Source organism: Streptomyces sp. NPDC002125 (assembly GCF_053593715.1).
Genome location: NZ_JBSFDD010000023.1, coordinates 37329 through 50108 on the forward strand (window position 1 = coordinate 37329; position 12780 = coordinate 50108).

The following is a 12780-nucleotide window of genomic DNA, read 5'->3' on the forward strand; positions in this document are numbered from 1 at the left end:
GGCGGACGGCCCACCCTAGGATTCCGGTAACGCTCGTTAACCGGAGGGGTGCAGCATGGGTGTCACGTCCGAGCAGAGGTTCGGGGAATTCGTCGTCGTACGGCGCCACGAGGGCCAGGACCATGTCGCCGAGCTCGTGCTCGACCGGCCCAGGGCGATGAACGCGGTGAGCACCGCGATGGCGGTGGCCGTCGCCGAGGCGTGCGACGCGCTCGGGGCCGACCGGGACGTGCGGGCGACCGTACTCACGTCCAGCAGTGAGCGGGCCTTCTGTGTGGGCGCCGACCTCAAGGAGCGGAACTCCTTCAGTGACGCCGAGCTGGTGCGGCAGCGGCCCACCGCGCGGGCCGCGTACACCGGCGTGCTGGAGCTTCCGATGCCCGTCGTCGCCGCGGTGCACGGCTTCGCCCTCGGCGGCGGCTTCGAGCTCGCGCTGGCCTGCGACGTGATCGTGGCCGACCGCACGGCCGTGGTCGGCCTGCCCGAGGTCTCCGTCGGCGTCATCCCCGGCGGCGGTGGTACGCAGCTGCTGCCCCGCAGGGTCGGCGCGGCCCGTGCGGCCGAGCTGGTCTTCAGCGCGCGCCGGGTGGAGGCGGACGAGGCGCGTGAGCTCGGCCTGGTCGACGAGCTGGTCGAGGCCGGCCGGGACCGGGAGGCCGCGCTCGCCCTGGGCGCCCGGATCGCGGCGAACTCCCCGGTGGGGCTCAGGGCCGCCAAGCGGGCCCTGCGGCTGGGGCAGGGCCTGGATCTGCGGGCGGGGCTGGAGGTCGAGGACGCGGCCTGGCGGTCGGTGGCCTTCTCCGGGGACCGGGCCGAGGGCGTCGCGGCGTTCAACGAGAAGCGGAAGCCCAGCTGGCCCGGCGAGTGAGGCCCTGAAGATCATCAGCGCCGTCAACTGATCAAATCAGATCAAACCTACCTAAGCTGGGGCAATGGGCGGTGATGATGCGCGGTTGCGCGCGGTGGTGGCGCTTGCGCAGACGATGGCGGCGGCGTACACCCCGCGCGATTCGTGGCACGCGGCGGCGGTAGGGGCGTGCGAGGCGCTGGGCGGCAGCTTCGCCGCCCTGTCCGTGTGGGAGCGGGAGCAGGGCAGGCTGCGCGTGCTGGTGAACGCGGGGGAGCGGGCCGAGGGGGAGGAGCAGTTCCCCGAGGCCGAGGCCTACCCCGTGCACCAGTTCCCGGAGATCACCGAGTTCCTGCACGAGCGCTGGGCGGGCGGCGGCGAACCCGACGCCTGGGTGGAGACCGCCGACGGCACCCAGGCCCCGGGCGCACCGGCCCGGGGCGCCCGGCCGTTCTGTCATCAGCGCGTCGCGGCGCTGCGCAGGCGCGGCCGGGGCTGCTGCGTGGTCGCCCCGATCGTGCTGCACGGGAGGGCCTGGGGTGAGCTCTACGTGGCCCGCCCGGCGGGAGCCCCGGTCTTCGACCGGGACGACGCGGACTTCGCGACCGTGCTGGCCGCGGTCGTCGCGGCGGGCATCGCGCAGACCGAGCGGCTCGAAGAGGTCCGCCAGCTGGCCTTCACCGATCCGCTGACCGGCCTCGCGAACCGCAGGGCCGTCGACATCCGGCTCGACGAGGCGCTGGAGCTGCACCGCGCCGAGGGGGCCGTGGTCAGCCTGGCCGTCTGCGATCTGAACGGCCTCAAGACGGTCAACGACACGCACGGCCACGCCGTCGGCGACCGCCTGCTGGAACGTTTCGGCTCCGTGCTCTCGCTCTGCGGCGCCATGCTCCCCGGCGCGCTGGCCGCGCGCCTCGGCGGCGACGAGTTCTGTCTGCTGACCGTGGGGCCGTCCGCCGACGACGTCGTCCGGGTGTCCGAGGAGCTCTGCGCACGGGCCGTCGCCCTGGAGCTCGGCAACGGGGTCGCCTGCGGGGTCGCGTCCACGGGTGACGACATCGGCCCGGTCCAGTCCGCGCGCCGGCTCTTCCGGCTGGCGGACGCCGCCCAGTACCAGGCGAAGGCGGCGCACTCCCGTAAACCGGTCGTGGCGGGGCGCGACGGTGATGTGATCCGGCTCGCCGACTCCCCGCCCCGCTCGCCGCACGATCGCCGCCGGCTCCGGGGAAACCCGCCGAACGGTGACCGGTGACCGCCGCGAGACCCGTGTAAGGGGTCAAACCCACGACCACTGGTGACATGGCGGGTTTCAGTCCGTAGGCTTCTGAATATGGATATGCATACAGTCGTGGTGGGGACGTCCGGCACCACCGCCGACGACGTCATCGCCGTGGCACGCCAGGGCGCCCGGGTCGAACTCTCGGCCGCCGCCGTCGAAGCCCTCGCCGCCGCCCGCGAGATCGTCGACGCGCTCGCCGCCAAGCCCGAGCCGGTCTACGGCGTCTCCACCGGCTTCGGCGCCCTCGCCAGCCGTCACATCAGCCCCGGTCTGCGCGCGCAGCTCCAGCGCAACATCGTCCGCTCGCACGCGGCGGGCATGGGCCCCCACGTCGAGCGCGAGGTCGTCCGCGCCCTGATGTTCCTGCGGCTCAAGACCCTGGCCTCCGGCCGCACCGGCGTACGCCCCGAAGTCGCGCAGACCATGGCCGACGTGCTCAACGCGGGCATCACCCCCGTCGTCCACGAGTACGGCTCGCTCGGCTGCTCCGGCGACCTCGCCCCGCTCTCGCACTGCGCGCTGACCCTGATGGGCGAGGGCGACGCCGAGGGCGCCGACGGCGTCGTGCGGCCCGCGGCCGAGCTCCTCGCCGCGCACGGCATCACCCCCGTCGAGCTGCGCGAGAAGGAGGGGCTCGCGCTCCTCAACGGCACCGACGGCATGCTCGGGATGCTCGTCATGGCCCTCGCGGACCTGAAGAGCCTCTACACCAGCGCCGACATCACCGCCGCGCTCTCCCTGGAGGCGCTGCTCGGCACGGACAAGGTGCTCGCCCCGGAGCTGCACGCCATCCGCCCGCACCCCGGCCAGGGCGTCTCCGCCGACAACATGCTGCGGGTCCTCGCCGGGTCCGGCCTCACGGGGCGGCACGCCGACATCACGTCCGACGCCCCCCGGGTCCAGGACGCCTACTCCGTGCGCTGCGCGCCCCAGGTCAACGGCGCCGGCCGCGACACCCTCGCGCACGGGCGGCTCGTCGCGGACCGCGAACTGGCCTCGGCGGTGGACAACCCGGTCGTCCTTCCGGACGGGCGGGTCGAGTCCAACGGCAACTTCCACGGCGCGCCCGTCGCGTACGTCCTCGACTTCCTGGCGATCGCCGCCGCCGACCTCGGTTCGATCACCGAGCGCCGCACGGACCGGCTGCTGGACAAGAACCGCTCGCACGGGCTGCCGCCGTTCCTCGCCGACGACGCCGGGGTCGACTCGGGGCTGATGATCGCCCAGTACACCCAGGCCGCCCTGGTCAGCGAGATGAAGCGGCTCGCGGTCCCGGCGTCCGTCGACTCGATCCCGTCCTCCGCGATGCAGGAGGACCATGTCTCGATGGGCTGGTCGGCCGCGCGCAAGCTCCGTACCGCCGTCACCGCCCTCGCCCGGATCGTGGCCGTCGAGCTGTACGCGGCGACCCGTGGCGTGGAACTGCGTGCCGCCGAGGGGCTGACCCCCGGGCCCGCCTCGCTCGCCGTCATCGAGGCGCTGCGGGCCGCGGGCGTGCGGGGCCCCGGGCCCGACCGCTTCCTCTCCCCGGACCTGGCCGCCGCGGACGCCTTCGTACGGGAGGGCCGGCTCATCGCCGCGGTGGAACCGGTGACCGGGCCGCTGGCCTGATCCGGCCGGCGCACACGGAAGGGCTGCCGCGTCCGGGGGGACGCGGCAGCCCTTCCGTCGCTCAGAAACCGGTGCCCGGTACGGTGCCCCGGCGCATCGAGAACGCGATGAACCCCGCACCGACGCAGAGCGAGGCCGTGCCGCCGACGACGTACGGAGTCGTGTCGACGCCCGTGCCGGTGTCGGCGAGCGTTTCGCCGGAGATGAACTCCCCTGTGGCGGACCCCTGTCGGGCCTGCCCGGAGGAATCGGCGGTCGAGCCGGTGGAACTGCTCCGCGTGTCCGCCCCGCCGGTCGCGTTGGCGGAGGGGACGAACCAGAGAGCGCAGAGCAGGGTGCCTGCCGCTGTGGTGGTCAGCAGCGTGCGACGAGCGATGGACACAGAATCGATCCCCTTGCGACAGCCGTCAGTTAGCCCCCCGGGCCGATGCTAAGCAAAGCAGCGGGTCGGAGGAAACCCACAGCTCCCGGGGGCCTTACGCTCCCGCGTATGAGCACTTCGGAGACACCCGTATTTGTTCGGCTTCGCGTGGAGATGGTCCTGGAGATCAGCGACGCGGACGCCCTGACCGGAACGGCGCTGGAGAGCATCGCCGCCGATTTCACCGCCGAGGGAGCCTCCGCCGAGGAGTCGCCCGAGGAACGTACGCATGCCGAGGAGACGGTCAGGGCAGACGGAGCGGAAGCCCTCGCCTCGCTGATCGACCCCTTCGATCTGATCAGCCAGGTGCCCGGCGTCGAGCTGGCCCAGGCCTCCTGGAGCAGCGAGACGATCGACTACGACCCCGACGCCGAGGAATGGGCCGCCGGAGAGGACGGGGACGAGGCGTACTACGGGATCGAGGACAATGACACCGACGACGAAGAAGGCGGCGGGAACACGGAACGCTGACGCCCGCGGGGCCCTCCTCACGGGTGACGGGAACCAGCGCCCCCGCGGGCGCGTCGATCAGTGGTGTTCCCCACATCCACGCCGGATGTGGAACGGAACACCCGGTCGGAGTGTTCTTGGAACATTGACGGGGAATCGCCGTCGGGCGACCCTGTCCGGGGATCTTGGGGAATCGGCAACGATGGAGAAGCGTGTGATGACGGACAGCAAGCGGCGCAGGGGCCTCATGGCCGCGTCCGCACTGCTCGGCGGCGTACTGGTGCTTTCGGCCTGTAGCGACGACGGCGGCAACACGGGCGCGAGCGCCGAGAGCTCGAAGACGTCACAGGCGCAGGTGGACGAGGCCGCGGCGAAGGACGCTTCCGAGGCGCAGATAACGATCGCGCCGAAGAACGGTGCGACCAACGCGAGCATCAACAACGCCGCGATCGTCACCGTCGCCAAGGGCAAGCTGACCGAGGTCACCATGACCACGTCGGCGGGTGACGCCGTCGAGGGCACCCTCGCGGCCGACGGTTCCAGCTGGAAGCCCAGCGGCCAGCTGGAGCGCTCGACGACGTACAGGATCAGCGCCACGGCCGCCGACTCGGACGGCCGTGAGGCGCACGCCAACAGCTCCTTCACCACGGTCTCGCCCGAGAACAGCTTCATCGGGAACTTCACCCCCGAGGACGGCTCCACCGTCGGCGTCGGCATGCCCGTCTCGATCAACTTCAACAAGGCGATCACGAACAAGCAGGCCGTCCAGGACGGCATCACCGTGACGTCGAGCAGCGGCCAGGAAGTCGTCGGGCACTGGTTCAACAACCAGCGCCTCGACCTGCGCCCCGAGGACTACTGGCAGGGCGGCTCCACCGTCACGCTGAAGCTGGCGCTGGACGGCGTCGAGGGCGCCGACGGCGTCGTGGGCGTGCAGCAGAAGACGGTCACCTTCAAGATCGGCCGCAACCAGGTCTCCACCGTGGACGCCAAGGCGAAGACCATGACCGTCACCCGGGACGGCAAGACGGTGAAGACCATCCCGATCTCCGCCGGTTCCTCCGAGAACCCGACGTACAACGGCCAGATGGTGATCTCCGAGAAGTTCAAGGAGACCCGCATGGACGGTGCGACGGTCGGCTTCACGGACGACGACGGCAAGGGCGAGTACGACATCAAGGACGTGCCGCACGCCATGCGGCTGTCCACGTCGGGCACCTTCATCCACGGCAACTACTGGGGCGCCAAGTCGATCTTCGGCAGCGCGAACACCAGTCACGGCTGTGTCGGCCTCTCCGACACCCAGGGCGCCGACGACCCGAACACCCCCGCCGCCTGGCTGTACAACAACTCCATGGTCGGCGACGTGGTGATCGTCAAGAACTCCCCGGACAAGACCATCGCCCCGGACAACGGCCTCAACGGCTGGAACATGAGCTGGTCGGAGTGGACCGCCGGCTCCTGATCCCGTAGCAGGCACCCCTTTCCCCGCACGAAGGCGGCGGCACCCGGACGACCCGGGCGCCGCCGCCTTCGTCGTACGCGTTCTCATGCTGCTCTCATCGGAGACTTAACTCCTCATCACACCCGGTCCATATCTTCGCGCCATGTTCTTCACCTACCTCCGGCGCGAGCTGCGCCGCCGCAGAAAGGCGGCGCTCGTCGTCGCCTCGGGGCTCGCCCTCGGTATTGCGCTGGTCATCATCGTCAGCTCCGTCTCCTCGGGCATGAGCAAGGCCCAGGACAAGGTCCTCCAGTCGCTGTACGGGCTCGGCACCGACATGACGGTGACCAAGGCGGCGGCCGCCCCGGGCTCCGGGGGCAACGAGCGGCCCCGGTTCGAGTTCGACGCCCAGGACGACGAGGACGAGACCCAGAGCACCGACCGGGTCATGGTCCAGGGCTTCCAGACGCTGGCCGCCAGCACCGTCGACAAGGTCGGCAAGCAGACCGGTGTCGCGGACGCGGTCGGCGGGCTCAGCCTGACGGTCATGAAGGTGGACGGCCAGTTCACCCGGGGCCAGTTCAAGCAGGACGAGAGCTCGGGCAGCTCGGGCTCCGGCCAGGGCGGGCCCGGCGGCGGCCAGGGCGGCGGGCAGCCGCAGGGTGAGGTCCGGGGCGGCGGAGCGTCATTCGACGTCAACTCCTTCACCGTGTACGGCACCGACGTCACCCAGCAGGGCCTCGGCCCGCTGACCTCCTCCAAGATCACCAAGGGCCGGACGTTCAAGGCCACCGAGACGGACGCCAAGGTCGCGGTCGTCGACTCCGCCTACGCCAAGGAGAAGGAGCTCGCGGTCGGCAAGACCGTCACCATCTCCGGCACCACGTACAAGATCGTCGGCGTCTCCACCGCGGACAGCGGCGACGCGGCGGCCAACGTCTACATCCCGCTGAAGCAGGCGCAGACCGTCGCCGACTCCAAGGACAAGGTCACCACGGTCTACGTCCAGGCCGCGGACTCGCAGCAGATCGACACCGTCAAGGCCGCCATCCAGAAGAACATCTCGGGCACGACGGTCACCACCTCCGCCGACCTGGCCGACACGGTCTCCGGCTCCCTCTCCACCGCCTCCGACCTGGCCTCCAGCGTCGGCAAGTGGCTCTCCATCGCCGTGCTGGTCGCCGCGTTCCTCGTCGCCGGCCTGCTCACCTCCTCCGCGGTCAGCCGCCGCGTCCGGGAGTTCGGCACCCTCAAGGCCCTCGGCTGGAAGAGCGGCCGGGTCACCCGCCAGGTCATCGGTGAGGCCCTCGTCAACGGCCTGATGGGCGGCGTCCTCGGCATCGCCATCGGCCTCGCGGGCGCGTACGTCGTGACCGCCATCAGCCCCACCCTCACCGCACAGCTCGGCTCCTCCGGCGGGGGCGGCGGTGGCGGCGGCATGGGCGGCGGAGGCCCGATGGGCGGCGGCCCCGGCCGTCAGACCGCGGCCAAGACCCTCGACATCGCACTCACCGCACCGGTCTCCCTCAGCACGATCCTCGTCGCCGTCGTCCTGGCGGTCGCGGGCGGACTGATCGCGGGAGCCTTCGGCGGCTGGCGGGCCTCCCGGCTGCGGCCGGCAGACGCGCTGCGCCGCGTCGCGTGACACCCGCTCCGCCCCTCCCCTCCCGTACGTACAGCAGGAGTCCACACGTGTATCAGCTCAAGGGCGTCACCAAGCGCTACATGCGCGGCAAGAGCCCCGTCGACGCGCTCGCCGGTGTCGATCTGACCATCGAGGACGGCGGCCGGCTCGTCATCCAGGGTCCCACCGGCGGGGGCAAGTCCACGCTCCTGCAGATGCTCGGCGGACTGGACCGGCCCACCTCCGGCACCATCGAGCTCGACGGTGTCGACCTGGCGAAGCTCCCCGAGTCCCGGCTCACCAAGGTGCGAGCCGAGTCCATCGGATTCGTCTTCCAGAGCTTCAACCTGATCCCGACGCTCACCGCCCAGGAGAACGTCGAGACCGCGCTCGTCCCCCTCGGGATCGGCGCGAAGGCCCGCCGTGAGCGCGCCGCCGAGGCCCTGGAGTCCGTCGGCCTCGGCGACCGCCCCACCCACCTGCCGAGCGAGATGTCCGGCGGCCAGCAGCAGCGCGTCGCCATCGCCCGGGCCCTGGTCAAGCGGCCGAAGGTGCTGCTCGCCGACGAGCCGACCGGCAACCTCGACGAGTCCATGCGCGACGAGATCATGGAGCTGCTCGACGGGCTGTGGAAGGAGCACGGGCTCACCTTCGTGATGGTCACCCACGACAGCTCCCTCGCCCGCAAGGCCCCGAGGGTGGCGACCATCCGCAAGGGGAAGGTCACCGTCACGGAGAACGCGGCGGCCTGAACCACGGCGGCACGGACCTCACGGCCATGGCTTTCCGGCTGTGAGGTCCGTCACCCGTACGGGTCCCCCGTGGTGGTATCCGCACGGTCCGTCCGCTCCCCAGGGAGCGGACTTAGTCGTATACAAGGCCATATATCAGGGCGAACAACCCTGCCCACTCCGTGGATGTCGCTCCGGCGGGACCGGGCCGCGCTGCCAGACTTGGCGGGTGCAACCGGCCCCCACGGGCCGCAGGCGTCTCCGGGGACAGGGAGCGCCGACGCGCACGAGCCCACCCACGGAAGGTCTTGATCAGATGCCGGCCAGCTCCGACTCCCTCTCCCTCACCGCGCACACCGCCGCGAACCGTGTCATCGAGCCGCTCTACGCGGAGATCCTGCGGCGCAACCAGGGCGAGCTGGAGTTCCATCAGGCGGTGCGCGAGGTCCTCGAAACCCTCGGCCCCGTGCTGGCACAGCGGCCGGAGTTCGTCGACGCCCGGATCATCGAGCGGATCTGCGAGCCCGAGCGCCAGCTGATCTTCCGGGTGCCGTGGTCGGACGACGCCGGCGACATCCACGTCAACCGCGGCTTCCGCGTCGAGTTCTCCAGCGCCCTCGGTCCCTACAAGGGCGGGCTGCGCTTCCACCCCTCGGTCAACCTCGGCATCGTGAAGTTCCTCGGCTTCGAGCAGATCTTCAAGAACGCCCTCACCGGCATGCCCATCGGCGGCGGCAAGGGCGGCGCGGACTTCGACCCCAAGGGGCGCTCCGATGCCGAGGTCATGCGCTTCTGCCAGTCCTTCATGACCGAACTCCACCGCCACCTCGGGGAGTACACCGACGTCCCCGCCGGTGACATCGGCGTCGGCGGCCGGGAGATCGGCTACCTCTTCGGCCAGTACAAGCGGATCACCAACCGCTACGAGTCCGGAGTGCTCACCGGAAAGGGCCTCGGCTGGGGCGGCGCCCAGGCCCGCACCGAGGCGACCGGCTACGGCTGCGTCCTGTTCACCGCCGAGATGCTGCGGGTACGCGGCGAGTCCCTCGACGGCCAGCGCATCGCGGTGTCCGGCTCCGGCAACGTGGCCATCTACGCCATCGAGAAGGCCCAGCAGCTCGGCGCGACCGTCGTGACCTGCTCCGACTCGGGTGGTTACGTCGTCGACGAGAAGGGCATCGACCTCGCCCTGCTCAAGGAGATCAAGGAGACCGGCCGCGGCCGGATCTCCGAGTACGCCGAGCGGCGCGGCGACCATGTGCGCTACGTCGCCGGTACGGGCGTCTGGAGCGTCCCGGTGGACGTGGCCCTGCCCTGCGCCACCCAGAACGAGCTCCACGAGGCCGACGCGCTGACCCTCGTGCGCAACGGGGTCAAGGCGGTCGCCGAGGGCGCCAACATGCCCACCACCCCGGAGGCCGTCCACGTCCTCCAGGAGGCGGGCGTCGCCTTCGCCCCCGGCAAGGCGGCCAACGCGGGCGGCGTGGCCACCAGCGCCCTGGAGATGCAGCAGAACGCCTCCCGCGACTCCTGGACCTTCGCCCACACCGAGGAGCGGCTCGCGGAGATCATGCGGCACATCCATGACTCCTGCCACACGACCGCCGAGAAGTACGGCAGCCCCGGCAACTACGTGGTGGGCGCGAACATCGCGGGCTTCGAGATCGTCGCCGACGCGATGCTGGCGCAGGGCCTGATCTGACGGGACGGCGTCGCGTGGGCCGGTGCGGCGTCGCGGGGGCGGCGGGCACCCGCCCCCGCGACCCGCGCCGGGGCGGTGCCCGAGGGGCCCCGGACGCACGCTACCGGCGCCTGTAGTACTCCGCGCAGCCCGTGTTCGCCGCCGTCACCGCGGCCAGCACCCAGGCAGCCACGGGGTGCCCCGTCCCGTACACCGCCGCCGCGCCGCCGCCGAGGACCAGGGCCTTCACGGCCAGTACCCCCGCGAGCGGCAGCGAGAAGCGGGCGCGGGGCGCGGCGAACAGGCCCCACAGCGCCACGGCCGCCGCCGGTGTCCCGATGCCCAGGGCCGCCGACGCCGCCGCACCCTCCGGCGCCGTGAAGCCCCACCAGGCCAGAGCGCCGATCGCGACCAGCTCCAGGACGAACGCCAGCACCTCGTTCGCCGCGAACCAGGGGCGGTCCCACGGGAGAGCGCGGTGGTCATTGCCCGCCGTCATACGGAGTCCTCTCGCACGGGGACCCTCACGACGGGTCCCCCTGGGGTGTCATACGGGCGCCCGGCGCGGTGCCGGACGAGGTGAGGAACGCGGTACGGGGCAGGGTCGCGTCGGCCGCACGCGCCGCCTCGGCGGTGGACGGGTCGGTGGTGGTGAACACCGGCGCGGCGCCGCCGTCCCAGGTGTTGCCCTCGGAGCTGGCGGAATCCGCGAGCACCGCGTCCCGCCCCTCGTCGCTGTCCACCGCCGCGTTGGAGCTCAGCACGGAGGCGGCGGTCGGCAGATGGAAGTTCGTGCCGTTGCGGAAAGCCGTGTTGCGGGTGAGGCGGACCGCGCCCGGGTTCCCCTCGTCGTTGAAGCCGTGCCCGGCGTTGTCCCAGGCCGCGTCGTCGACGAGCACATGGGCGACGGAGGCCGAGGTGTGGCCGCCACCGAGCGTGAAGCCGTTGCCGTTGCGGTAGGACCAGGAGCCGCGCACGGTCACCGGGCTGGTGAAGCCGCCGAGGTCGATCCCGTCCGCTCCGTTGCCGTACGCACGGCAGCCGCTCACCGTGTTCCCGCTGCCCGAACCGAACTTGACCGCCAGGCCGACACCGCCCGCGTCGCCGGGCCCGTTGGCGTAGAAGTCGCTGTCCAGCACGGTGTTGTTCTCGGTGCCCGCGTCGCGCAGGGTGAGCCCGGACTCCGCGTTGCCGTGCATGGACAGGCCGCGGAAGACGGTGTTCCGGCAGCCGACGCAGACGTACGCGTGACTTGCCGAGCCCCGGATCTCCAGGCCCTGCACGGTCCAGTTGTCCGCCTCCTGCGTGACGGCCCAGGAGGAGGCCGGCAGCCCGGAGGCGTCGATGACGGGCCGCTCGCCCCGGTAGTTGCTGAGCGTGATGCGCCGGTCCGTTGTGCCGTCCGTGGTCAGGGACGTCTCCTCGGTGGGGCGGTAGGTCCCGCCGCGCAGCGCGATCGTCTGACCGGGGCGTACGACGGAGGCGGCCTTGGCCAGCGTGGCGTAGGGACGGGCCCGGCTGCCGTCCCCGTCGTCCGAACCGTCGGGCGCCAGATAGATGTCGGCGCTGGTCACACCGATCGCCGTGCCCGTCCGGCGCTCGGCGCGCGCCGCCGGGGACGCGGACGCCGACGCCGACGGCGAGGCGGTGGGCCTCCGGGAGGGCGTCGCGGGGACCGTGGCCGCCGGCTGCGCGGGGCGGCTCACCGCAGGGGGCGCGGCACGTGGTGCGGGGGCCGGGGAGTGCCACACCGGATAGGTCAGCGCCCCGGCCGCCACGGCGAGCGCCGCCGCCGACGCCGCGACCGATTTGGCCGTGAGGTGGTGCAGCAGATCGTGCACCCGGCCGGTGGCCGCCTGCCCGAGCAGGGAGGCCGCCTCCGCCGTGGTGCGTACGCCTTCCGCCAGCCCGCCGGGCACCGGCAGCAGCCCGAGCCCCGGCAGCAGCTTCTCCGGGGCGACCAGGCCCGTCCCCTGCGCCCCGCACTGCGGGCACTCGCGAACATGGCGGGTGAGCCGCTTGCGCCAGAGCGCGCCCGTGCCGCCGTCCCAGCCCTGAGTGGCCTCGGCCAGGCCGGGACAGCGGGGGGTGACGGCGAGGGCGCGTACGACCGTACGGGCCTCCTCCAGCCGCAGCTTCATGCGGCGGACCCGTACGGCGGTGTGCCGGGCGTTCAGACCGATGGCGTGGGCGACGTCGGCACGGGCGATGCGGCCCGCCTCCTCCTCCCACCACAGGGCGAGCAGCCGCCGGTCGTCCTCGTCCAGCCAGCGTGCCGCGAGGGCCAGATCCCGTCGCTGGCCCGAGAGTTCGAGCTCGGCCACGGTGCGTTCGGCGAAGTCGGTGAGCGGATCCGCGACGTTCTCCACCTCGTGTCCGTTGAGCCGGTCGCGGGCCGTACGCCGCTGGTACTGCTGCACCTCCCGGTAGGCGATGGCCACCGCCCAGGAACGGAACCGCTCCGGCTCGCGCAGTGACGGCAGCGCGCGGACGATCCGCAGCATGACCTCCTGCACGAGATCGTCGACATCCGCGTGCCCGTTCAGCGCCCGCCCGACGATTCCGTATACCAACGGCAGGTGTGCGGCGAGGAGTTCCTCCAGGGCCCGGGCGTCACCCCTGCGGGCGTCACCGACCAGCCCCGGTGTGTCGCGCACCGCCCGGCCGGTCCCGCTGTCCGTCATCCCGTCAC

General features: G+C 72.0%; 11 protein-coding genes. 8 read left to right on the forward strand and 3 right to left on the reverse strand.

Going from position 1 to position 12780, the window contains the following annotated elements; genetic code table 11:
* Positions 1-55 precede the first annotated feature (55 nt).
* From ACWCQM_RS30375 to hutH, 3 genes are all read left to right on the forward strand, one after another.
* The gene (locus ACWCQM_RS30375; protein WP_450918283.1) at positions 56-868 is read left to right on the forward strand and encodes an enoyl-CoA hydratase/isomerase family protein; all 813 of its coding nucleotides are present in this window, start codon (positions 56-58) and stop codon (positions 866-868) included.
* Between the two features lie 64 nt (positions 869-932).
* A complete protein-coding gene (locus tag ACWCQM_RS30380; RefSeq protein ID WP_450918284.1) occupies positions 933-2099 on the forward strand; it encodes a diguanylate cyclase domain-containing protein in 1167 nt (388 codons plus the stop codon).
* Between the two features lie 78 nt (positions 2100-2177).
* The gene (gene hutH / locus ACWCQM_RS30385) at positions 2178-3737 is read left to right on the forward strand and encodes a histidine ammonia-lyase (protein WP_450918285.1); all 1560 of its coding nucleotides are present in this window, start codon (positions 2178-2180) and stop codon (positions 3735-3737) included.
* A 61-nt stretch (positions 3738-3798) separates the two neighbouring features.
* Here hutH and ACWCQM_RS30390 read toward each other — a convergent pair whose 3' ends face one another.
* Positions 3799-4119 carry a hypothetical protein gene (locus ACWCQM_RS30390; RefSeq protein ID WP_450918286.1) on the reverse strand — a complete coding sequence of 107 codons (321 nt, stop codon included), beginning with the start codon at positions 4117-4119 and terminating at the stop codon, positions 3799-3801.
* Positions 4120-4227: 108 nt separating this feature from the next.
* Here ACWCQM_RS30390 and ACWCQM_RS30395 point away from each other — a divergent pair, with 108 nt between their 5' ends.
* From ACWCQM_RS30395 to gdhA, 5 genes are all read left to right on the forward strand, one after another.
* Positions 4228-4629, forward strand: a complete 402-nt coding sequence (locus ACWCQM_RS30395; protein ID WP_450918287.1) for a hypothetical protein — start codon at positions 4228-4230, stop codon at positions 4627-4629.
* A 181-nt stretch (positions 4630-4810) separates the two neighbouring features.
* Complete coding sequence (locus ACWCQM_RS30400) at positions 4811-6073, forward strand: L,D-transpeptidase (protein ID WP_450918288.1); 1263 nt, start codon at positions 4811-4813, stop codon at positions 6071-6073.
* Positions 6074-6215: 142 nt separating this feature from the next.
* Complete coding sequence (locus ACWCQM_RS30405) at positions 6216-7697, forward strand: ABC transporter permease (protein ID WP_450918289.1); 1482 nt, start codon at positions 6216-6218, stop codon at positions 7695-7697.
* A 47-nt stretch (positions 7698-7744) separates the two neighbouring features.
* Positions 7745-8428, forward strand: coding sequence for an ABC transporter ATP-binding protein (locus ACWCQM_RS30410; RefSeq protein ID WP_073744565.1), 684 nt, complete (start codon positions 7745-7747; stop codon positions 8426-8428).
* A 295-nt stretch (positions 8429-8723) separates the two neighbouring features.
* Positions 8724-10109, forward strand: coding sequence for an NADP-specific glutamate dehydrogenase (gene gdhA, locus ACWCQM_RS30415; protein WP_450918290.1), 1386 nt, complete (start codon positions 8724-8726; stop codon positions 10107-10109).
* 100 nt (positions 10110-10209) lie between these two features.
* Here gdhA and ACWCQM_RS30420 read toward each other — a convergent pair whose 3' ends face one another.
* A complete protein-coding gene (locus ACWCQM_RS30420) occupies positions 10210-10587 on the reverse strand; it encodes a YrdB family protein (protein WP_267073946.1) in 378 nt (125 codons plus the stop codon).
* 25 nt (positions 10588-10612) lie between these two features.
* Positions 10613-12772 (reverse strand): sigma-70 family RNA polymerase sigma factor, encoded by a 2160-nt coding sequence (locus ACWCQM_RS30425; RefSeq protein WP_450918291.1) that lies wholly within the window; start codon positions 12770-12772, stop codon positions 10613-10615.
* Positions 12773-12780 lie beyond the last annotated feature (8 nt).